The sequence below is a fragment of the Pseudomonas sp. F-14 TE3623 genome (assembly GCF_053629015.1).
This window is the reverse complement of record NZ_JBRJHM010000001.1, coordinates 1,407,268-1,429,335: the sequence shown is the minus strand read 5'-3', so window position 1 is coordinate 1,429,335 and position 22,068 is coordinate 1,407,268. Positions and strand designations below refer to the sequence as shown.

The window sequence follows — 22,068 nt, the reverse complement described above, 5'->3', positions numbered from 1 at the left end:
ACCATGCTCCACGTGTTGTTCAGCGTTTACCTGAAGATGCTGGTGCTCTACAGCCCGTTCTTCGTGTTGTCCTGTTTCATCAGCCTGACCCGCGGCTATTCGCGCAAGGAGCAACGACGCCTGGCCTGGAAAGTGGCAACTGCCACGCTGGTTTCGAGCGTCTTGCTGTACCTCTTCGGTCGGGTAATTTTCAATGTCTTCGGCATCACCGTGGACGCCTTCCGCATTGGCGCCGGTAGCGTGTTGTTCATCTCGGCGCTGGGCATGGCTCAAGGCAAATCGGCGGTGCAGACCGACAATGTGCAGCAGGACGTGACCATCGTCCCGCTGACCATTCCATTGACCGTCGGCCCCGGCACCATCGGTGCTCTGTTAGTGATGGGCGTCAGCCAGCCCCATTGGGATGACAAGCTGACGGCCATTCTCAGTATTGCCCTGGCCAGTTTCACGGTCGGCGTGGTGCTTTACTTGTCCAACCGGATAGAACGGATTCTCGGCGATCAGGGCTTGCAGATTGTCAGTCGGTTGATGGGGTTGTTCGTGTGCGCGCTGGCGGCGCAGATTATTTTTACCGGGGTGAAGGGCTATCTGGTGCCCTGAAGTCACTGACGAAAGTAAAAGGCCGCGAACAGAATCTTTCGCGGCCTTCTTTATCGGTGCGAGCTCAAGACTATCCCACCAGACTGCTTTCCCACTCAGTAGTCGATACCGTTAGAAGTTCACCCAGCGTTGTACTGTCATGCATGCTCTGCCGAGCAACCAGCCTCTGCACCAGTGTCGAAACGGCATAAGGTCGATGCCCTTCGAACCCGAGCAAAGCTTCGCCACGCAAGGTGACATCCGTCGCATACACTTCACGAAAAATCACACTGTGCCCGCTGTCCGGGTCAATGATCACCAGATGTTCCTGAACGATGCTTAGCAACAGCTTTTCAGGATTATCCAGATCCCAGATCAACTTGCCGGGAATCGTTTGCGCATTGCCCAGCGAATGCCGGCAGTCGAGGATGACCAACTCAAGCCGCAGCCAGGCAGCCTTCGACAAGCGGTAACTCACCGCACCTTGCCCCATCCGCAGAATCAAGGTCGTGACATCGTCCGGCATCAGCGGCAGAACATCGCCGACCTTCATCTGCCCTTCAATGACCAGTACCTCGGCATTACGCCAGACATAACTGAGTGGCCCGGCATGCCCCATGCCCGGATAAGTCAGCAGCAGTCCATTCTTGTCTTCATGAAGCAATACGTTGGTTTGCTGTTGCGTTCCCAATAGCTCGAAGGATTCTGGAATCGCAGCCTTTGGCACACGAATCACACGTTCGGTATCGACTACGAACCATGTAAGACTGCCGACGTCTTCTACCAACAGCAGTGCCGCATGAGGTTGGCTGTCCGCCAATTCTTTGAGGTTTTCGTGCGCTCGCCCCTCCTGAGACATGACCCACTCATGGGTGACGCCGGTGATCAATGCCGGTTCTTGATAACGCAGCTCAAGTATCACGCCTTCAAGTGTGGTACCGCGCAGTCCGCCCCCCTCAACCGTCACCTCGGCAAACTGCCAGGGAGCCCATTCACGCTCGGCGGCGGGTAGCGCATCAGCACGCAGCAAACGCGAGCCTTCGCCAAATGCAGGTTCCAGCCGCTGCGGATCGATGAACGCCTGACGATAGACTTCGCCGCTCGAAACATCGAATAACCAGGCGGCTTCGCTATCAGGGGTAACGCTGAGCAGGCGCACTTCTTTGCCATGGCCCAAATCAGCCAGCAACAATCGATTGCCGACGTACCAGGCGCACAACTTCGCGTTCTCGTTGAAGTTGCTCAGGCCGACCAGGGCAAAGCTCTCAGCCGCGTACTGCCGGGCAAGCGGTTCCAATGCGGACCACCAGTGCATCCGATTCTTTAACCACGACTCGCCAAGACCTCCCAGCGTCAGGTACCCCTGGGGAGTCAGATTGAAGAACAGGCCCTCCGACGTCAGCGCCAGGTACCCGCCTTGGACTGCCTCGACATTCTCCAGCTTCGCAGGCTGTTGCCATGTTTCGGACCACTGTCCTTTGCCCGCCACCAGGGTGCGTTGCTTACGGCACAGCTGCTGCCTGAGCCTGTCGTAGATGACAAACACATCGCTGCCGTCCGCTGGTGTGAGCAACGTCAAATCAGTCATGTTCTTGATCGAATCGGCCCAGCCGCGCCCGCGGTGGCGCCGTGGAGAGGGACGGATGATCAGATGGTCACTGTCGCGAACCCAGGCCATGTCCCGCGCGTTCGCTTCGAACTTCCAGCAGACCGAAACAAAGGGCGCCGGCTGCCAGTCGACGTTGGAAACGTCATCATCGTCAATAACAGGCCTAAGAACGTAATAGCTGCCAAGAACCTGCGACCAGTCAGCCAGTGTGTCGCTGGCACTGAAGACTGATTCCAGCCCCGGATCCATGTCGCGGGTGACCGAACTCAGCAGCAGTTGCCCGTCATGGATCACGTACACCAACACATCGCTGGTCTGATCTTCGCGAGCAATTTCCTGTACGACATGAATCACCCCCTGCGCGTCCGCCTCAATGCTCTTGATGGTGGCTCCCGTGTCTTTAGGCAGTATCCGATAACGATAACTGAGCAATCCGGTGACCGCGTCGACTTGCCAAATCACGAAACCCTGCGGTTCGTAGAAATAGCCGTAGCCGCCAGCCACCGCTCCTAGCAGCGCTTCATCAGCGGCGAGTACATCCTTGCTGCGGATGTACAGGAAGCGTTCCTCCTTCGCGTCGTACCAGGCGGTGGTGTGACGGGGCTCACTCGGTTTCTCGTACGGAATCAGATAGTGATGAACCGGCGTATACGGCATCACCAAACGATGCTCCTGAGCCAGTCCCTTGAGATGTTCCTGCAACGTCTGCCGATCCATGCCCGAAGGCACATCCTGCTCGACGAGGTTCATCTGCCGTTTTCCGCGATCAAGCTGGAACAGCTGATTGTTGGCGATCCGGATCAGGACGTCATGAAGTCCTCGGCCCTTGAACTCCACCTTGACGGTACCGATCTGCAGGCCCGCCGCTCCCTCCAGAACAACATCGCTCTCGTTGGCCCACGACGCCTCCAGCACCCATCGGGAAGTAGTAATGCTGGGTGACTCAAGTGTCAGACTCACCCCGGGATTGAGCACCAAGGCACATTGCTTGCCGGCGCCCTGAATCCGATAGGCGACTTTCCCGTGCCATGCCGGCGGTAGAACGGGTATCACCAGCGAGCGCTCGACGGCATCGAGCAGCACATCGATCACTGTCGGCGTATAGACCGGGAACAGGCGATAAAGAATGTACTCACTCGGAAACGAATAGAAGGAAAACAGGAACAGCCATCCGCCGTCCGTTTTCTTTTTCTCCAGGCGCCGGGCCGTGTCGAACCCGGGGTCATGGCGCAGCGTGGCGAAGGGCAGTGCCTTGTACTCGTAGCTGTAACAGGTTTGTGGTGTGCAGGGCAGCACGATGATCTGCCCGGTGGGCGGAGTGAATTTTATCTGGCTAGGCAGATCCAGTTCCCGACGAATGTTGATCGCCCGCTCGTAATCGCCGTCAAAGGTCGGTACCCCGAAATGGTCGCGCAGCGGGTACAGTTTTGGGCTGTCGAGCAGCAGTTTGCCGGCGGCCAGATCCAGCGCCTGGACGATCAACGATGAGTGCGGTACCCACGCCGCTAAAGCGCCGTCGAATCGATAGCCTTGACGATGAGCCTTCTCGATTTCATCGAAAAACAGCCCGACCTGTTTGGCTTCTTCGGCAATGGTGGCGAAGCCCTTGACCACTGCCGCCAATCCCACTGCCAGCCCCCCCAGAATCACGGCTGCCCCGCCCAGAAACGCCCCGGCGATTGTGGCGCCGGCAGCGTAAGCGCCCACCGACAACACCAGACTCGCCGAGTCGAAAGCCAATTGCGTCCCGAACTGGGCTCGCTCGACATCATTTTCCGCAGTCGCCAATTGATAAATGTCGAACCCGACATTCGCCAGTTGCAACAGTCCGCCGGTCGCTTCGCCCACGCTCGGCCCCACAGCGGCTTTGACCACTGGGGCGACGGTACGGGCAATCAGTTTCTCTTCAGCCAGCGCCTGCCGGACCAGACCCACCAGGCCCGCTACATCGGCCACGTTGCCATGCACCAATTGCGCGTAATTGACATAGGCGTGCAACCGGACAGCCATTGTCAGGGATTTGTCCGGCCCTTCCTGTCCCCTCAGCGCATTCATCAGCGCTTGAATGGCGAAGCCGGCGTTCAGGGTGTGAACGCTACCCACATCAGTGGGATCGACCAGATCCCCCGGGACAGATGATTTGTTGGCCAAGGCTGAAAAACGTTCCGAGAGGTAGTTTTTAATACGCAAGAGCCGATGGTCGTCGGTGGTGATTCGTACCAGGTGTTCAGGGTTTTCAGGGTTGATCAGGCTCATCCGGTAGGCCCCGTCCGGCATGACCTCCAGGGTTTCGAACAACGGCACAAGCTGTGGTGCCAGCTGATTTTGCTGCCGGAGGCGGGATGTCACTTGCTCGATTTGTTGCCCCCACCAATGACCGTCCAGTTCCAGCAGACAACTGCCCAGACGAGAGTTACTCATCAATGATTGACCGCGGGCACTGGCCAGACGCTGCCTCACCGGGCGTCGCGACTCTCCCGGCAATGTGCCGGGTTGCAGTAGTTGCGAGACCCGAATTGCGCCAGGCAATGCCACCTCCGACACCCGCGCGCCTTCCAGCTCGATCAGATCGAAGGTCGGATGCGCCGTATCGCCATAGGCTGCGTAGGGTCCGGCCATCTTCTGTTCAAGGAAGAACTGCTCCAGTGCCAGTCTGAACGCGGCCGGTTGATCGAACTCTAAAACACCGAAATTCGGGTCGTAAAAGTGATAGGTGCTGTGTTCGCCCTCAATGGTTTTGGCCACGAGCATGGAGTGATTATCGGAGTTGAGCATCAACGTACTGGTGATTGTTCTGGTGCTCAGAATGTCGACGACCTGATTCAGATCCGAGCGCGCCAGCGCGCTGCCCACCTCGCTGATTTGCACGCCACGCAACGCTTCCAGACTGTGTAGAAAAATGGCTGAATCGCTTGTCTCAGGTTCGATAACCCCCAGATAGAATCGCTCGCGCAGCGTGTTGGCCGCAGCCTTCCCCTCCGACAATGCCGCTGCCATCACCAAGGCCAATGGATAACAACGTCCACCCAACGCGTCCCCCACGCCCTGAAGCAGTAAATCTTGCGGTACAAGCTTGATGGTGCCCGCCTCAAAGCCGTCCAGAACAACACCGACGCGCTCGGCAACCTGATCACGGAATTCAAGTTTCGCCACCTGCTGGATTCTGGCGACGTGCTTGCCCCATTGACGCAAAGTCAATGGTTGCTCCAGCGCATTTTTTTTCAACCCCAAGGCGGTTTCGGAATGGGCTGGCGGATGATCGGCAGGACTGGCAAGCCCGGCCAGAAACGCCGGAGCCTGGCGTTGGTACAGCGCGTGTTCAATCTTCGCGTAGCGACCCGCCGTCCCCAGTTCGCTGAGGCTATTGGCGAGATTCTCCAGCTGTGGGCGAGCCGCGCCGAAGCTCTGGTTATCCAATGCCTGCGCGCCAGTCAGGGCTGCAAGCAGCAGGCGCTGCAAGGGGCTCAACTGAGTCGCGTGAACAGTCCCCTTGGCGATTCCGCTCAGGAGTTCATCAATCGACAACTTTTGCATCTCCGGATCGCCCAACGATGCAGGGGGTAGCGCATCGGCGCTTTGGGCGAGAATCGATTGGCGATCATCGAAGCTCAGCGGTACAGCCTTGTCGAAGGTCACCGCACCGTTATGGCTACGATTCATCATGCGCATGAACGGTTCACCCAACTCATCGGCCAGATGCTGCAACAGGTCGGTGGACAGTACATGACGCCCCTCGATCACCGGCCAGCCTGCATCGAAATCAATGCTCTGGCGCTTGAGCAGTTCTGCCATATTTCCTTTGTAACGGGCTTTCAATTCGCCGTCGGTCCAGCGCTTTTGTTCCGTTTCGAGCCAGGCCTCCATGTTCCCAGCGTTTTCTTTCCACGAGTGGTCCCTATCCTCCTCTGTAGCGCTGTTGAACCCGGTGCGCAACCGTACGGCATCCCGAAATGCATCAGCCCCCCACGGCGTCAAGTGCTTGCTTTCGAAGTCCAATAGACCGGCCCGCACAGCTCCCGGCCCCGTCAAGAATATCGAGCCCTGGGCTTGGGGACGGATGCCATCACTGAAGTAATCGCTTATCCCCCTGCACAAGTCAGTGGCCTGAAAATCTTCGTCGCCAGCTTTTTGGTCGAAGATATCGAAATCCGTATTTAATACTTTCTCTGTCAATTCATAGATGCGATTGCTTTCGTAGTATTTGATTTTGTGCTTGTCGGCCTCGAGTTCAACCGCCAGCAGCACACGCTGGTGGATTTCGAAGCGCTCGATAATGGCTTCCAGCGCAGCTGACCCGGGATGACTAACAATCAGCGCATTGGATTCGCCGTTATCGATCATCGCCAACCGCAAACTATTGGGCCGAACAGAGCGATCCTTGAATGGAACAAACACCTGCTCCAACGTAGGCGAACTTTTGGCAAACCGTTCCAAGGCCTCGCGGTGCGTCGCGGGGATTCGCTCGATATAGTCGGCATAGCGACTGCGCACGTTCTGACGGCCCGGCATCCAGTCAGCATTGTGGTCCATTAACAGCTGCAAAATACCGAGTCGTGCGTCGAACTCTAATTTGTTAACTTCAATACCCGCCATGTTCGAAGCAAGCGGCGGCAAAAAGTCTACGTCGTTGTAGATCCCTCCTTCGCCGTATTCCACCAGTACCCGCACAATATCCGAGGCCGCCGCGAGATTGCCGCGCAAAGACATTTCACGGTTATAGAAATCGCCCAATCGAGCGAATGCCTGGAGTTCATGAACATCGCGCAAGCGGATGTGCTCATCATTGAGACGGGCCATGACTTGAGCGTTTTTATCCCGCAGGGTTTGCAGAATTGTCTCGTCCTGACCATAGCCGCGAACCAGTAAGTCCATGCGCGCCTGATCAGCACTCAGACCGAGTTCGGTCGCCTGATTGATGTGCATATACATCTGGCGCTTCAACGCCGTGGCTCGCTCTTCGTAGAGATCGGCCAAATCATGACCGGAGGTAACCTTTTGCCCTTCTCTGGACAACACATCGGCCTTTGCCGCCTCGACAATGATTCGGTTGGTTTCGTGAACCAGCAACCCATCACTGTCATACCAGACGTTCAGCCCGTAGCCCTCCTTGGCCATCACCTGCTTCCAAATGTTGATGTAATCGCGCTGAATCTCCCCGACACCACCCCCAAGCCAGACAAAATGCAGATTTTTCGGCACGTCGGTGGCGGGTAACTTCAGTTGTTCGAGGCCGTTGTACAGACGTGTCTCGAACCCCTCCACTCTGTTGTAGATTTCCGCCAAATCAGGATTCCCCGCGACACCAGGACTCATGGGTGCTTCCGACTCTGCCGCACGACGGCGCCGGGTACCTCCTTCCAAGGCCCCCAACGCTTGCTTGAGCAGCCCTAACGGCTCCAACAACCGGGAAGAATCCGGCACATTGAAACAACCAAAGTAATATCGGAACACTGCATCATATTGATCGGTGCCCTTGTGCGATATTAAGGCCTGCTCAAGATCCTCCCGATTAAACAGCCCCACAAAATCGACATAGCCATCCGCAATCGAGAACTTGGATTCACTCATAAACAACACTTCCATTTATCGTATATAAATAGCCGGGATCGACTCTAGACAATGATGATTCCACACGCGCACTCAGACACTCGTGCATTCCACCGATTTGCAACAATACAAAAAGGCGCCTCCACTCTTGGATAAACGCCGACATCACTTAATATCGAGAAAACACCATACAAACTCTCTAAAACCAAACAACACCAAAAACCCAAAACCAAACTAACCCACCACCCAAACATTGCTCAACCAACAACGAATTCAATTAATTACAGAGCAAACAGCACATCCACTGTTACAGACTTAACGCTCACAGCCTCGCTTACTAATGACACACACATTGAAGCCCTGAAAAAGCTGACCATAAGCCGGACCTTGTAACAGTCGTCTTAAGTTATGAGTTGTAACACCTGAAGAACACCGACATAAAAGTGAAACTTCCTACAACGCAGGATCAAAGTTCTTCCTGGACAGACAACCCCAATCCCACTCAAATGACCGAACAGGCTTACGCGCACAAATGCCGTAACAATCGGGGAAATAACGGGATTCAGGTGATGAAGGCGGCCCGAACGGGCCGCCAGGGTTCAGCAGAGGGGTTTGCTGCCATACCAGCGCGGTGTGTAGACCCAGTCGCCACCGTCGGCGCGGGGGAACACGCAGGTAGTGGACGAACCGATCAGCACCATGGTGCGCATGTCCACTTGCTCCGGCGTGAGCGCACCAAGTGTGGTGACCCGCAGCGTCTGGCCGGGCCGGCCGATATCACGGCCCAAAACCACTGGAGTTTCAGGCGTGCGATGCTGTGCGACGATTTCCAGAGCACGGCCCAACTGCCACGGCCGCGAGCGGGAAATCGGGTTGTAGAAAGCCAGCGCCAGATCGGCTTCGGCGGCCAGGTCCAGACGCTTCTCGATGATCGACCACGGCTTGAGGTTGTCCGACAGTGACATCACGCAGAAGTCATGCCCCAACGGCGCACCGGCCTGAGCGGCGGTCGCCAGAGAAGCGGAAACCCCCGGCAGAATCTCCAGGTCGACGCTGTGCCAGGCGGGCTCACTCGACTCGTGCAAGGCTTCCAGCACGGCAGCTGCCATGGCGAACACGCCGGGGTCACCGGATGAGACCACAATCACCGAGCGCCCTTGGGCCGCCAGTTCGAAGGCGTGACGGGCACGCTGCATCTCCTCGCGGTTGTCGGTGCAATGCAACACTTGATCCGGTCGAAACGGGCCGGCCATGCGTACATAGGTTTCATAGCCAAGCACATCCGTGGCTTTGGCCAGTTCGGCCTTCACCGCAGGCACCCTCAATTCGGCAGCACCCGGGCCCAGGCCGATCACCGCCAGCCGACCGCGAGGGCGGCCGATCTGCGTAACGTCCAGGGGCTGTTCGGCGATTGCCAGCGCCAGGTTCGCGTCAATCGGGAGAATTGTCGCGTCGGGAACAGCCGTTCGAGCCAACTCGCCGGCATCGTTGGCGGGGGAGGCAAAACGCAGCGGCACCCCCAGTTCAAGCGCCGCTTCGCGCAACGCCGGGCTGGCCATCTCCGAGACCGGCGCCAGTAGGCACGCCAGCGATTGAACGGCAACTCGCGCCTGACGCAGCGCCGCGCGAATCGCCTGGGGCAAATCCGCCATCGTGGCGCTGACTGCCAACAACACACTGCGCGGGTAGATCAACAATTCATTGGCGGCCGGCGGCCGTTCGGCGCTGCCGACATGGATCGACAAATGCGCCTGAGGATCTTGCGGCAATTGTGCTTGCGCCAACCAGGGCGCAGCGCCTTCGATGCGCACGTGTTCACCGGCCAGCAAGTCCGAGACGAAGCGCTTGCCCAATTCCAGATCGCCCAAGGCATAGCCGCTGGGTGGATTGAGCAGGCACGTGCCGAAACGCAATTCACCGCTGGTGGTGATCGCCGCCGCGACGTCGAGGCCAGCGGCAATCTCGCGCGCCATGACATTCACCCCGCCGAGACCGCCGAGCAGCGGCACCACTGCGCTACCGTCTTCGGCCACGGCCAGCACCGGCGGCTCGGCACCTTTTTCCAGCAGCAACGGCGCCAGGGTGCGGATCACAATGCCGGCGGCGCACAGCGCGATGATCGGCGTGTCCTGTTGATAAAACTCGCGCAGGGTCGCGCCGAACTCGTGATAAACACGGTCCGCGCCTTCGACCCGTTCGGCCAATCCATGGATCAGTGCGCCCGGATACACCTGCTGAATCTTGCGCGCGGTCGCGAGGCTGCCATTGCCGAGAATGACAATCGCCGGAGCGGAATGGGCCATCAGCCTTGCCACCTTTCACCGGGAACGATGATCAGCGAGAAGTACGGCGAGGACATCGGTTCGACCTGATCCAGCGGCACGATTTTCTGGTTGGTCATAGTCGCGCGCTCGACATACAGCGCACGCTCCGCCAGACCGAGTTCTTCGAGCACCTGACGGACCTTGGGAAAATTGCGCCCCAGTTTCATGATCACCGCCGCATCGGCATCGGCCAGTCGCCGCTTGAGGTCTTCGTGGGGCAGCACACCTGACAACACCGACAGGCTCTGATTGCGATACACCAGCGGTGCGCCGAGTACCGACGCACCGCCGAGCATCGAGCAGACGCCCGGCACGACTTCGGCTTCATAGCGTTCGGCCAGACGATCGTGCAGGTACATGTAAGAGCCGTAGAAGAACGGATCGCCTTCGCAGATCACCGCCACGTCACGGCCAGCGTCCAGATGCGCGGCGAGTGCTTCGCCGGCCGCATCGTAGAAATCGCTGATCACTTGTTCGTACGACAATGGCGCCGGCAGCGCTTCGGTGGTCACCGGGTAAACCAGCGGCAGCAGGGTTTGTGCGTCCTGCAGGTGTGCTTCGATGATGCCGAAGGCGTTGCCCTTCTTGCCTTTGGCGACGAAGTACGCCACCACCGGCGACTCGCGCAGCAGGCGCAAGGCTTTGACAGTAATCAGTTCCGGATCACCGGGGCCGACGCCCAAGCCAATCAAACGTCCAGGTTGCTGCATCATTCGATCTCCGTGGCGAGGGCGTTGACGGCGGCGGCGGCCATGGCACTACCGCCCAGCCGGCCTTGCATGATGACGAAAGGCACGCCACGGCTGTCCGCCGCGAGCATCGCCTTGGATTCGGCGGCGCCGACGAAACCCACCGGGAAGCCGAGGATCAGCGCCGGTTTCGGCGCGCCGGCGTCGAGCATTTCCAGCAGATAAAACAGCGCGGTCGGCGCATTGCCGATCACCACCACGCTGCCTTCCAGGTGCGGACGCCACAGCTCCAGCGCGGCAGCGGAACGGGTGTTGCCCAACTCGCGGGCAAGCTCCGGGACGCTGTCATCGCGCAGTGTGCAGATCACTGGGTTATTGGCCGGCAAACGCGCGCGGGTCACGCCTTCGCTGACCATCCGCGCGTCGCACAGAATCGGCGCACCAGCCGCCAACGCATCGCGCCCGGCCTTGCCGGCGCCTTCGGAAAATTGCAGCCCGTCGATGGCCTCGACCATGCCGCAGGCGTGGATCACCCGCACCGCGAGTTTCTCCAGATCGGCCGGAATACGCGCAAGGTTGGCCTCGGCGCGAATGATCGCGAAGGAGTTGCGATAGATCTCCTGACCGTCGCGGATGTAATCAAGCATCAAGGGGGCTCCGTGAGCGGGCGTCGAGCAAGGCCGCGACCGCTTCAATAGTAAGGTTGCGTGCGTGCAGCGCGCCGAAACCCGGCTGAGCTGCGTCGCGAAAATAGAGGTCGTAGTGACCGGGTGAGACGGCCAGCAACGTCGCTGGCGTAATGTGTGCCGCCGCGCAGGAACGCGCGCAGCCAGACAGATGCACATCAAAGACTTGGCCGTGACGTTGCAACAACGTCGCCAGTTGCAGCGCATCGCCTTTGGTGTCGGACTGACCTTTGCCGCAACCCGCCGAACCGGTACAGGCAATCAGATGCGCCAAGGCATCGTCTGCCGAACAGCGCAGGCCCAAGTTTTCCAGGCTGTGGATAACTTCAGCGGCATCGCGTTCGTGGATATCGGGCAACAGCAGGCTTTGCCAAGGTGTGAAACGCAGGCTGCCGTCACCTCGTTCGCGGGCCAGTTGTGCGGCGCCCCGCAGCATGGCGGGATCGAGCCGGCCCAGAGGCGGCGTCGCGCCGACATAGACACGGCCGGTTTCACGCTGAGGATGAGCGCCTACATGCAGAACACTCGAGTGCAGAACGTTCGAGTTCGTAACGCGCGCCCCGCTCACGGTGGACAATAACGGCACACGTTCGGCCACTTGAGCGACAAACCCGGCCACCGGGTGTTCGGCCAGCAGATGACGCATGCGCGTCTGATCGGGACGCGCCAGATCGAGGAATAGCTCCAGCACCGTGATCACCAGCGCATGGCCGTCCTCCAGTCGCACCGCGCCCGACGGAGTCTGCGTCGGGCAACCCGCCAGACCGAAGGCCAGCACGCACTCACCCTCGTGCTCAACGGCGCTCAACCACAGGTCGTGAGGATGTTCGAGCATCGCCAGGCCTTCGCCGCCATCGAGTTGCACGGCAAATTTGGCGCTCAACTGGTGAAAACGCTCATGGCTTTGCAGGCTGGTGAGGATCTGTTCGGCCAGCGGGCGCGTATCGAGCAACATCTGCCGGTCGATCCCGGCGCTCGGGCTGAGCATCAGATTGCGCACATCGTCGCCTGCCGCGGTACGCGGGCCCAATCCTGCGGCGAGCAGGCTGTCGATCAAGGCCGTCTGCTCGCTGCCAATCCCGCGAATCTGCAGATTGGCGCGGTTGGTCGCCTCGATCACGCCCCCGGCAAACCGCTCGGCTGCGCTGGCCGCCGCTTCAGCCTGGGCGGCGCTGATCCAGCCGCCGTTCAATTTGATCCGGCAGATGCCGCCGTCCAGCGCCGGGACAATACGCAGTAACCCCGGGCAGGCCGAGGGGCGTAAGGCGGTGGACATCGGGCGTTCGTTCAATGGGGCGACCGGCTGTGTGGGAAAGGCGCTTCGCGGGCGAAGGCGCGGTATTATGCCTGCTTTGTCCGACGGCATGAAAAGCCTGCCCGTCGGAACAGTCCGTTTGTGGACTTTTTTTGAGGACGGCAGATGTCACCCTGGCTGACAGTAGTAGGTATCGGTGAAGACGGCTTCAAGGGCCTGGGCAAGAATGCCCGTCGCGCCCTGCTGGGCGCCTCGCGGATCTTCGGCGGCCAGCGGCAACTGGATTTGTTGCCGGTGTGCATTCGTGGCGAGCGGCAATTGTGGCCAAGTCCGTTTTCCCTTGAACCATTACTGGCACTGCGTGGCGAGCCGGTGTGTGTGTTGGCCAGCGGCGACCCGATGTTCTATGGCGTCGGTGCCAGCCTTTCGCGGCAACTGCCCGGTGCGGAAATGCTGATCCTGCCCGCCCCGTCTTCCGTGTCATTGGCGGCCGCTCGCCTGGGCTGGCCATTGCAGGACGTGGTGACGCTTTCAGTAGTCGCCCGCCCCATCGCCGCGCTCAACGCCCATGTGTTCAGTGGTGTGCGCTTGCTGGTGTTGAGCAACGATCGCCAGAGTCCGGCGGCCATCGCGGCGTTGCTGCGCGAGCGCGGTTTCGGGCCGAGTCGCCTCACCGTGCTGGAACATTTGGGCGGCGAAGCCGAACGACGCATTGAGGGTATCGCCAATGACTGGAACGAGCCGGTGATCGCCGATCTGAACCTGATCGCCATCGAATGCATCGCCGAACCGAACACGCCGCGCCTGTCCAGACTGGCCGGCCTGCCGGACTCAGCCTTCCAGCACGACGGCCAACTGACCAAGCGCGACGTGCGCGCCATCACCCTCGCCCGTCTCGCACCGACACCCGGCGAACTGCTGTGGGACGTCGGCGCCGGCAGCGGTTCGATCGGCATTGAATGGATGCGCGCTCATCCGAGTTGCCGGGCGCTGGCCATCGAAGCAGATGAAGGGCGGCAATTGCTGATCGGACACAACCGCGATGCCTTGGGCGTCCCCGGTCTGCAACTGATTCGCGGCAGCGCGCCGCAAGCCCTGGACGGGCTAGAACGCCCGGACGCGATTTTCATCGGTGGCGGTGTCACCCGCGAAGGCGTGCTCGACACATGCTGGTCGCAACTCAAACCCGGTGGCCGGTTGATCGCCAACGCCGTCACCCTGCAAAGCGAAGTGACCCTGATGGCCTGGCGCGAACGGCATGGCGGTGAACTGACCCGCATTCATGTCGCTCAGGCGCAACCGTTGGGCGAGTTCGACACCTGGCGTCAGGCGCTGCCGATTACCTTGCTGGATGTGACGAAACCCCTCGATGCGTGACGAAACCGCCGAACAACCCGCCCCGCTGCGCAGCGGCCTGACCACCGGCAGCTGCGCCACCGCCACCAGCCTCGCCGCGGCACGCCTGCTGCTCAGTGGCGCGGAAGCGGACGCCGTCGAGATCATTCTGCCCAAAGGCAAACGGGTGCAGATGCGCCTGGAATTCTGTCGACTGATGGACAACGGCGCCGAAGCCGGAACCATCAAGGACGCCGGCGACGACCCGGACGTGACCCACGGTGCCCTGCTCTTTTCCCAGGTGCGCCTGCACAGCGAGCCGGGCATTCGCTTCAGCGCCGGCCGGGGCGTGGGCACCGTCACTCGGCCCGGGTTGGTGCTGAACGTCGGCGAACCGGCGATCAATCCGGTGCCGCGCAAAATGATCAGCGAGCACCTGACGCTGCTGGCCGAGGAGCTTGATTACCCGGGCGGCTTCGAGGTCACGGTAAACGTCGAGGACGGTGAAGCCCTGGCGCTGAAAACCATGAACCCGCGACTGGGGATTCTCGGCGGCTTGTCGATCCTTGGCACCAGCGGCATCGTCCGGCCATTCTCCTGCGCGGCGTACATCGCCTCGATCCACCAGGGCATCGATGTCGCCAAAACCAACGGATACCTACACATCGCCGCGTGCACCGGCAACGCCAGCGAAGACACCATGCGCCGAGTCTACGACTTGCCGGAAATCGCCCTGATCGAAATGGGCGACTTCGTCGGCGCGGTGCTCAAACATTTGCGCAAAGTGCCTGTGGATAAACTCAGCCTGTGCGGCGGCTTCGGCAAGATCAGCAAACTGGCGGCCGGGCATATGGATTTGCACAGTCGGCATTCAAGCATCGACCTGCCGCAACTGGCCGAATGGGCCGCGGCGGTCGGTGCCGATGCGGCGCTGCAACAGGCGATCCGCGAAGCCAATACCAGTCAGCAGGCGTTGGCCATGGCCAGCGCTGCCGGGATCGCGCTCGGCGACGCGGTGTGTCAACACGCTCTGGACTTTGCCCGCAGCGTGGTGCCGGCGCAGGTTCAGGTCGAAGTATTCGCCATCGATCGCCAGGGCGGGATTGTCGGCCATGCAGGAGTATTTCAATGAAGCGCGTGTTGTTGCTCGGCGGCGTCACGGAGGCCCTGGCCATCGCCCGGACTCTGGGGCCGGAACACATCTATAGCCTGGCCGGTGTCGGTCGTGTGCCGACGGATCTGAACTGCCAGGTTCGGGTTGGCGGCTATGGCGGCGCTGAAGGTCTGGCGCAGTTCATCCGGGATGAAGGCATCGACCTGCTGCTGGATGCGACCCACCCCTACGCCGCGCAAATCAGCCAGAACGCGGCAACCGCAGCGCGCTTAAGCGGCGTTCCCTGCTGGGCTTTACGACGTCCGGCCTGGCAACCACAAGCCGGCGATGACTGGCGCGAAGTCAGCGACTGGGCCGAACTGATCGAAGCGCTCAAACCCTTCCGGCGACCGCTGTTCACCCTCGGTCGCGAACCGCTGCAGCACCTGCACGAAATCCCGCCGGAGCAATTCTGGACGTTGCGTGCACTGGACGTTTATCCGGGCAACGAACGCTGCGAAGTGATCGGCGCGCGTGGGCCGTTTCTGATCAAGGATGAACGCGAGCTGTTCGAGCGTCGGCAGATCGATGTGCTGATCAGCAAGAACAGCGGCAGCACCGCCACCGAACCGAAACTGGAAGTGGCGCGGGAGCGTGGAGTGCCGGTGCTGGTGTTGAAGCGGCCGGTGTTGCCGGGGGTTGAGCGGGAGTTTGGGGCGGTGGATGACGTCTTGGCGGCTTTGTCAGTGTCAGACATTTCCTGAGCCTGCACGACCTTGCGACTTTGCCGACAACTTTCCAGGAGAGGGCCGACTGTTCCCGGCAAGCGCTTCAACTCTATATTCGATTCCCCTGATCCTAGCTAGCAACACCACCCATACCACTCATGGGTAAGGCCTCCCATTGGGCCGAGAAAAGTGTGGCTTGCCAACTTGTATCCCAAGGAATACGATCCAATATGATCGACTTCGAACGATCTCGTGCGTTTGCCGATTGGCTCAACTCATTGAGAGACATCATCGGTAAAGCTCGCATTATCGCCAGGCTCCGAGCTGCCGAACACGGTAATTTTGGTGATTGCGAATCCGTAGGCGAGGCTGTTTATGAAATGCGTGTTCATTACGGCCCCGGCTACAGGATGTATTTCACTCGTCGAGGGGCAGTGGTCTATCTGCTGCTGGTGGGCGGTGACAAGTCGACTCAAAAACGAGATATCAAACGCGCTCTCCAAATGGCGCAAAACATCGGTAATGAGGAGTAAGTCATGGCCGAACAATTCACCCGATTCGACGCCGCCGAGTTTCTCAAAACACCAGAAGAAATGGCCGCTTATCTGGATGCCTGCTTTGAAGAAGATGCAGGTGACGGCGTTCTCATACGTGCCGCACTTAACGACATAGCGCGTGCAAAAGGCATGACACAGATTGCCCGTGATGCCGGGCTCGGCCGCGAAAGTCTCTACAAAGCATTGGGCAGCACTGGCAACCCGGAATTCGCGACTATCATGAAAGTGATGAAAGCATTGGGCCTGCGGCTGCATGCCAGCGCTCTATGATTGCACTGCGACACCACACCGCACCCGGCCTTTTTACTTATCGCCCCTGATCAGGCTAAATAGCCGCGCCTGATTGCTCACTCAACCGGATCTGCCCTCATGTCCCGACAACGGCTTGCATTTGCCTGGATCGCCTGCTTTGCAGTGCTGTTCAACATGCTCGCCATGCCGATGTCCGGAGCGATGGCGCAAACGGCGAAATCGCCTGCAGAGCAGTTGTTGTGGGGCAGTTTCTGCTCTTCCAACGGCACCAAGCTGGTGGCGATTTCCCTGGGCGATATCGAGCAGAAAGCTCCACAGAGCGACGATCATTCCAATATGCAACATTGCTGGTGTTGCTCGGGCTCCGCGCCATTGGTGGCGTTGCCGGGGCATGCGCCGCAGTTGTATTTTGCACGTTTCGAGGCCAATCGAAGCCTGCCGCCTGCCACGCTCGACTTCCCTACACCGCGCCAGCAATGGCCGAGTCTCAACCCCCGAGCGTCCCCTCTGGCGTGATTCCTTCTCGCAATTGACCTGCGTTTTGAATCGTTCTGGAGAACTGCCATGTTGAACAAACTCATCGTTCTGGCTGTATTACTGCTACCTGCCTGTTTTGCCAATGCTCACGAATACAAGGCTGGCGAGCTTGAGATCGCCCATCCGTGGTCGCAAGAGTTACCGCCCAACGCGCCCACCGTCGCAGCGTATTTCGTGATTCACAACAACGGCAAAACCGCCGACCGACTGCTGAGCGTCGACTCGCCGATCGCAGGTGTTGCCCAGCTGCACGAGCACGTGAAGCAAAACGATCTGATGAAAATGCAGCAAGTGCCGAGCGTCGAGATTCCGGCGGGCGGCGAAGTCACTTTCGCCCCAATGGCGTATCACGTGATGCTGCTGGAACTGAAAGACCGCAGCCTGTTGAGCGACGACAAGCGCTTCCCGCTGACGATGCACTTCGAGAAGTCCGGCGATGTGACGGTCGAGGTCGCGGTGCAGAAAAAGGCGCCTGACAGCATGCAAGAACACATGCACGCTCAGTAATCGCCGACGTTGAAAACGCCCATGCGCCCGCTTGGCACCAGGTCATCCGTGCACCGCCGTCAGCCAATGAGCCTGACGCGCGGCAGCTGGATCAGCCTGTTCGCCATGCTGATGATCTTTATCGGCCCGCTGATTTCTCAATCGATGCCGATGGATCAACGCGCCTCGATGTCCTTGAGCATGTCGATGGACATGCCCATGGACATGCCGGCCATGGAGCATGGCGCGCAACCCGCCGCCGAGCACTGCCCGCCCAAAACTGACCATCACGCACTCTGGGAAAAATGCGGCTATTGCAGCCTGCTGTTCAATTGCCCTGCGCTCACTGGCGGTCAGTCCTTCGTCGCTTTCGACAGTCCACAGACAACCACTTTCAGCACTCCCGCTACCCGCCTGGGCCACGCCCGGCAAACCGTCTTCCCCGGTGCCCGCACCCGTGCGCCGCCCATCGTCGCGTAAACACCCACCTCCGATCTCACACGGTTTAGAAGACAGCCGCAGGCTGCCGGCCGTGTCGTTTACGACTGTTCGATGGAAATTGTCATGTCCAGGTTTTCTGCTGACACACGTTTGGGCGCTGCCCAGGCTTCTTTTGCCCTGAACGAATCTCGCGTTCGTTTCAGGCACGCCACTGCCGTTCTTTGCGGCTTGCTGCTGACACCGATGGTGCTGGCCGATGAACACGCCGACCACACCGAAGAACTGAGCCCGACGGTGATCACCGCCATCGCGCCGAGTTCGCCACTGACCATTGTCACCAACCCCAAGGACCCGCGCCAACCGGTGCCGGCCAGCGACGGCGGCGATTATCTGAAGACCATCCCCGGCTTCGCGCTGGTGCGCAACGGTGGCACCAACGGCGATCCGGTGCTGCGCGGCATGTTCGGCTCGCGACTGAATATTCTCACCAACGGCAGCATGATGCTCGGCGCCTGCCCCGGCCGCATGGACGCCCCGACCTCGTACATTTCACCGGAAACCTACGACAAACTCACCGTCATCAAAGGCCCGCAAACCGTGCTCTGGGGCCCCGGCGCATCGGCCGGCACCGTCCTGTTCGACCGTGAGCCGGAAAGCTTCGGCGAACTCGGCACCCGGGTGAACGCCAGCGTGCTGGCCGGTTCCAACGGCCGTTTCGACAAAGTGGTGGACGCCGCTGCCGGTGGGCCGCTGGGTTACGTGCGCGTGATCGGCAACACCGCGCATTCTGACGATTACAAGGACGGCAACAACGACACCGTGCCCTCGCGCTATGACAAGTGGAACGGCGACGTTGCTGTCGGCTGGACCCCAAGCGCCGACACGCTGCTGGAACTGACCGCCGGCAAGGGCGATGGCGAAGCCCGTTACGCCGGGCGTGGCATGGACGGTTCGCAGTTCTTGCGCGAAAGCCTGGGCCTGCGTTTCGAGCAGTCGAACATCGGTGAGGTGCTAGATAAGGTCGAGGCGCAGGTCTACTACAACTACGCCGACCACGTGATGGACAACTACACCCTGCGCACGCCGTCCGGCACCGGGATGATGGCCGGCCCCATGGCCTCCAACGTCGACCGCCGAACCCTCGGCGCGCGGATCAAAGCCACTTGGCGCTGGGCCGATGTGCAACTGATCGGTGGCCTGGATGCGCAAACCAACGAGCATCGCCAACGCAGCGCCATGGGCGTCGACGCCTACAAGGATGTACCGCGCAACAAGGACGCCGACTTCCACAATTACGGCGTGTTCAGCGAACTGACCTGGTACGCCGCCGACCGTGATCGGCTGATTACCGGTGCGCGACTGGATCGCGCGTCGGCCAAGGATTATCGGCAGACCATTGGTTCCGGGATGATGGCCCGTCCAAACCCGACGGCTGACGACACCCGCGCCGATACACTGCCGAGCGGTTTCGTCCGTTACGAACATGACCTGGCTGACAGCCCGACCACGCTGTATGCGGGCCTCGGTCACTCCCAGCGTTTCCCGGATTACTGGGAGCTGTTCTCGCCCAAGTCCGGCCCCGCCGGTTCGGTGAATGCCTTCGACTCGATCAAACCGGAGAAAACCACCCAGCTCGACTTCGGCCTGCAATACAAGACCGAAGACCTCGAGGCCTGGGCCTCGGGTTACGTCGGGCAGGTGCGTGACTACATCCTGTTCAACTACACGCCGGGGATGATGGGTATGACCTCGCAAGCCGAAAACATCGACGCGCGAATCATGGGCGGCGAACTCGGTGCGGCCTACAAGCTGACGGCCAACTGGAAAGCCGACGCGACCCTGGCCTACGCCTGGGGCAAGAACAGCAGCGACGGCAGCGCCCTGCCGCAGATGCCACCGCTGGATGCACGTTTCGGCCTGACCTACAGCGAAGACAATTGGAGCGCCGGCGCCTTGTGGCGGGTGGTTGCGGCGCAGAACCGCATCGACCAGAACAAGGGCAACGTGGTCGGCAAAGACTTCGACACGAGCTCGGGTTTTGGCGTGTTCTCGCTCAACGGCGCGTACCGGATCAACAAGAACTGGAAGGTCAGCAGTGGCGTCGACAATTTGTTCGGCAAGGCCTACGCCGAACACTTGAACTTGGCGGGCAACGCCGGTTTCGGCTTCCCGGCCAATGATCCGCAAGCCATCAACGAACCAGGGCGTACGCTCTGGACCAAGGTTGATATGAGCTTCTAAAAGCATCGCGGGCAAGCCTCAATGCCTCTCAGTCAAGACGCGCAACCTGTGGGAGCGGGCTTGCTCGCGAAAGCGGTGTGTCAGACGACATCAATGTTGGCTGTGCCGCCGTCTTCGCGAGCAAGCCCGCTCCCACAGGGGGGCGGTGTTCACTCCTTACCCGCGATCGATTGCCATACAACTAAAACAGATCCAAGCCTAGCGGAGCACTCTAAATGCAACACCCCAAACCGAATTTCTACAACCTGGCCTGGCGCTGGCATTTCTATGCCGGCCTGTTCGTCGCGCCATTCATGGTGATGCTGGCCTTGACCGGCATCATCTACCTGTTCAAACCGCAACTCGATCAGTTGATGTACGGCAGCCTGCTGAACGTCCCGGCCGCTCACCACACAGTCGCCGCCGATGACCTGCTCAAGCGGGTGAAAGAAGCGTACCCACAAGGCCGGATCAAACAGTACGTGCCGCCGGTCAACGCCGAGCGCAGTGCGCAATTTGTGGTGATCAACGAAGGTCATGAACTGAACGTGTTCATCGATCCGTACCATGGCGACATCCTTGGCGAGCAAGACGCGAAGCAGAATCTGCAAGCAGTCGCGCGCTCGATTCACGGCGAATTGATGATCGGCACGGTCGGTGATCGGCTGGTGGAACTGGCCGCCGGTTGGGGCGTCGTGCTGGTGGTTTCCGGAGTATTTTTGTGGTGGCCGCGCGGCCAGTCCGCCGGGATTCTCTGGCCCCGCTTGAACAGTCGTGGCCGAGTGCTCTGGCGTGACCTGCACGCGGTGACCGGGTTCTGGGGCGCGGCATTGTTGCTGGTGATGCTGCTCAGCGGCATGACCTGGACCGGGTTCTGGGGCAAGCAATACGCCGACCTCTGGAACCGCTTCCCGGTAGCCATGTGGAATGACGTGCCTAAATCCGACGTCGAGGCCCGCAGCCTCAACAGCGCTACGCGCCAAACCGTGCCGTGGGCCATGGAAAACACGCCGATGCCGATGTCCGGCGACCACGCCGAACACATGGCTCACGCCAGCACGCAAGCCGGCCCGGCAGCACCGACCATCAGCCTGCAAGACGTGCAAAACATCGCCGTGCAACGCAAGGTCGAGCCCGGCTACAGCATCACCTTCCCGACTACAGCCACCGGCGTGTTCACCATCGCGGTGTTCGCCGACGACCCGCGCAATGACGCCACCTTGCATGTCGACCAGTACACCGGCGACGTCCTCGCCGACGTGCGCTGGCATCATTACAGCAACGTCGCCCGGGCCACCGAAGTCGGCGTGATGCTGCACGAAGGCAAGATGTTCGGCCCGTTCAATCAGATCATCGTGCTGCTGATTTGCCTGATGATTTTGCTCAGCGCCGTCAGCGGCGTGGTGATCTGGTGGAAGCGCCGGCCACAGGGCAAGTTCGGTGTACCGCCGTTGCGTCACGACCTGCCGAAATGGAAAACCGCGATGGTCATCATGTTCGGGCTGGCGGTGATATTTCCGTTGGTGGGGGCTTCGCTGGTGGTCGTGTGGGTACTGGATCGGTTGCTGCTGTCGCGCTTGAGCCGGCAAACTGAATCCACCTCAGCTTCATCATGAAGCAGGTGAGATGCGTGTTTTAGAGAGGCCTGTAGACTTCCCGCGCTTATCTCATGGTCATTTTTAGTGTTACTGTATAACTCAAACATGCCATTCTGATTAAAATGCCCCATC

General features: G+C 60.1%; 16 protein-coding genes. 11 read left to right on the top strand and 5 right to left on the bottom strand.

What is annotated here, in order from left to right; translation table 11 throughout:
- Positions 1–3: 3 nt before the first annotated feature.
- Positions 4–600, top strand: coding sequence for a MarC family protein (locus tag AB7M29_RS06410; protein ID WP_017336334.1), 597 nt, complete (start codon positions 4–6; stop codon positions 598–600).
- Positions 601–670: 70 nt separating this feature from the next.
- On the opposite strand, the gene AB7M29_RS06405 is transcribed toward AB7M29_RS06410, so the two are convergent.
- From AB7M29_RS06405 to cobG, 5 genes are all read right to left on the bottom strand, one after another.
- Positions 671–7,756, bottom strand: a complete 7,086-nt coding sequence (locus AB7M29_RS06405; protein ID WP_454246553.1) for a TcdA/TcdB pore-forming domain-containing protein — start codon at positions 7,754–7,756, stop codon at positions 671–673.
- A gap of 578 nt (positions 7,757–8,334) precedes the next feature.
- Complete coding sequence (gene cobJ / locus AB7M29_RS06400) at positions 8,335–10,038, bottom strand: precorrin-3B C(17)-methyltransferase (protein WP_454246552.1); 1,704 nt, start codon at positions 10,036–10,038, stop codon at positions 8,335–8,337.
- Positions 10,038–10,769: a precorrin-2 C(20)-methyltransferase gene (locus AB7M29_RS06395; RefSeq protein ID WP_454248701.1), complete on the bottom strand. Its 732-nt coding sequence runs from the start codon at positions 10,767–10,769 to the stop codon at positions 10,038–10,040. The genes cobJ and AB7M29_RS06395 overlap by 1 nt, the downstream gene beginning before the upstream one ends.
- Entirely contained in the window at positions 10,769–11,395 is a 627-nt protein-coding gene (locus AB7M29_RS06390; protein ID WP_007937188.1) for a precorrin-8X methylmutase, read from the bottom strand. The genes AB7M29_RS06395 and AB7M29_RS06390 overlap by 1 nt, the downstream gene beginning before the upstream one ends.
- Entirely contained in the window at positions 11,388–12,710 is a 1,323-nt protein-coding gene (cobG, locus tag AB7M29_RS06385; RefSeq protein WP_454246551.1) for a precorrin-3B synthase, read from the bottom strand. Before cobG ends, AB7M29_RS06390 begins: the two co-directional genes overlap by 8 nt.
- A 144-nt stretch (positions 12,711–12,854) precedes the next feature.
- On the opposite strand from cobG, the gene cbiE reads away from it, so the two are divergent.
- The 10 genes from cbiE (at position 12,855) to AB7M29_RS06335 (ending at position 21,954) form a co-directional block, all read left to right on the top strand.
- The gene (cbiE, locus tag AB7M29_RS06380) at positions 12,855–14,066 is read left to right on the top strand and encodes a precorrin-6y C5,15-methyltransferase (decarboxylating) subunit CbiE (protein WP_454246550.1); all 1,212 of its coding nucleotides are present in this window, start codon (positions 12,855–12,857) and stop codon (positions 14,064–14,066) included.
- Positions 14,059–15,156 (top strand): cobalt-precorrin-5B (C(1))-methyltransferase, encoded by a 1,098-nt coding sequence (locus AB7M29_RS06375; RefSeq protein WP_454246549.1) that lies wholly within the window; start codon positions 14,059–14,061, stop codon positions 15,154–15,156. The genes cbiE and AB7M29_RS06375 overlap by 8 nt, the downstream gene beginning before the upstream one ends.
- Complete coding sequence (locus AB7M29_RS06370) at positions 15,153–15,881, top strand: cobalt-precorrin-6A reductase (protein WP_454246548.1); 729 nt, start codon at positions 15,153–15,155, stop codon at positions 15,879–15,881. The genes AB7M29_RS06375 and AB7M29_RS06370 overlap by 4 nt, the downstream gene beginning before the upstream one ends.
- A gap of 194 nt (positions 15,882–16,075) precedes the next feature.
- Positions 16,076–16,378: a type II toxin-antitoxin system RelE/ParE family toxin gene (locus AB7M29_RS06365; protein WP_448722866.1), complete on the top strand. Its 303-nt coding sequence runs from the start codon at positions 16,076–16,078 to the stop codon at positions 16,376–16,378.
- Between the two features lie 3 nt (positions 16,379–16,381).
- Positions 16,382–16,672 carry an addiction module antidote protein gene (locus AB7M29_RS06360; protein WP_074873403.1) on the top strand — a complete coding sequence of 97 codons (291 nt, stop codon included), beginning with the start codon at positions 16,382–16,384 and terminating at the stop codon, positions 16,670–16,672.
- Between the two features lie 99 nt (positions 16,673–16,771).
- On the top strand, positions 16,772–17,170 hold the full coding sequence (locus AB7M29_RS06355) for a DUF2946 domain-containing protein (RefSeq protein WP_217855687.1): 399 nt from the start codon (positions 16,772–16,774) through the stop codon (positions 17,168–17,170).
- A 48-nt stretch (positions 17,171–17,218) separates the two neighbouring features.
- Entirely contained in the window at positions 17,219–17,698 is a 480-nt protein-coding gene (locus tag AB7M29_RS06350) for a copper chaperone PCu(A)C (RefSeq protein WP_217855685.1), read from the top strand.
- A gap of 21 nt (positions 17,699–17,719) precedes the next feature.
- The gene (locus AB7M29_RS06345; RefSeq protein ID WP_454246547.1) at positions 17,720–18,157 is read left to right on the top strand and encodes a DUF2946 domain-containing protein; all 438 of its coding nucleotides are present in this window, start codon (positions 17,720–17,722) and stop codon (positions 18,155–18,157) included.
- An 84-nt stretch (positions 18,158–18,241) separates the two neighbouring features.
- Positions 18,242–20,359, top strand: coding sequence for a TonB-dependent copper receptor (locus AB7M29_RS06340; protein WP_454246546.1), 2,118 nt, complete (start codon positions 18,242–18,244; stop codon positions 20,357–20,359).
- A 215-nt stretch (positions 20,360–20,574) separates the two neighbouring features.
- Complete coding sequence (locus tag AB7M29_RS06335) at positions 20,575–21,954, top strand: PepSY-associated TM helix domain-containing protein (RefSeq protein WP_454246545.1); 1,380 nt, start codon at positions 20,575–20,577, stop codon at positions 21,952–21,954.
- Positions 21,955–22,068: the final 114 nt, after the last annotated feature.

Excerpts from the sequence above, each read along its gene's own strand:
- AB7M29_RS06395 (WP_454248701.1), bottom strand. The coding sequence starts at position 10,769 with ATGCAGCAACCTGGACGTTTGATTGGCTTGGGCGTCGGCCCCGGTGAT.
- AB7M29_RS06390 (WP_007937188.1), bottom strand. The coding sequence starts at position 11,395 with ATGCTTGATTACATCCGCGACGGTCAGGAGATCTATCGCAACTCCTTC.
- AB7M29_RS06405 (WP_454246553.1), bottom strand. The coding sequence starts at position 7,756 with ATGAGTGAATCCAAGTTCTCGATTGCGGATGGCTATGTCGATTTTGTG.
- AB7M29_RS06375 (WP_454246549.1), top strand. The coding sequence starts at position 14,059 with ATGCGTGACGAAACCGCCGAACAACCCGCCCCGCTGCGCAGCGGCCTG.
- AB7M29_RS06340 (WP_454246546.1), top strand. The coding sequence starts at position 18,242 with ATGTCCAGGTTTTCTGCTGACACACGTTTGGGCGCTGCCCAGGCTTCT.
- cobJ (WP_454246552.1), bottom strand. The coding sequence starts at position 10,038 with ATGGCCCATTCCGCTCCGGCGATTGTCATTCTCGGCAATGGCAGCCTC.
- AB7M29_RS06335 (WP_454246545.1), top strand. The coding sequence starts at position 20,575 with ATGCAACACCCCAAACCGAATTTCTACAACCTGGCCTGGCGCTGGCAT.
- AB7M29_RS06365 (WP_448722866.1), top strand. The coding sequence starts at position 16,076 with ATGATCGACTTCGAACGATCTCGTGCGTTTGCCGATTGGCTCAACTCA.
- AB7M29_RS06350 (WP_217855685.1), top strand. The coding sequence starts at position 17,219 with ATGTTGAACAAACTCATCGTTCTGGCTGTATTACTGCTACCTGCCTGT.
- AB7M29_RS06345 (WP_454246547.1), top strand. The coding sequence starts at position 17,720 with ATGCGCCCGCTTGGCACCAGGTCATCCGTGCACCGCCGTCAGCCAATG.
- AB7M29_RS06355 (WP_217855687.1), top strand. The coding sequence starts at position 16,772 with ATGTCCCGACAACGGCTTGCATTTGCCTGGATCGCCTGCTTTGCAGTG.
- AB7M29_RS06370 (WP_454246548.1), top strand. The coding sequence starts at position 15,153 with ATGAAGCGCGTGTTGTTGCTCGGCGGCGTCACGGAGGCCCTGGCCATC.
- cbiE (WP_454246550.1), top strand. The coding sequence starts at position 12,855 with ATGTCACCCTGGCTGACAGTAGTAGGTATCGGTGAAGACGGCTTCAAG.
- AB7M29_RS06410 (WP_017336334.1), top strand. The coding sequence starts at position 4 with ATGCTCCACGTGTTGTTCAGCGTTTACCTGAAGATGCTGGTGCTCTAC.
- cobG (WP_454246551.1), bottom strand. The coding sequence starts at position 12,710 with ATGTCCACCGCCTTACGCCCCTCGGCCTGCCCGGGGTTACTGCGTATT.
- AB7M29_RS06360 (WP_074873403.1), top strand. The coding sequence starts at position 16,382 with ATGGCCGAACAATTCACCCGATTCGACGCCGCCGAGTTTCTCAAAACA.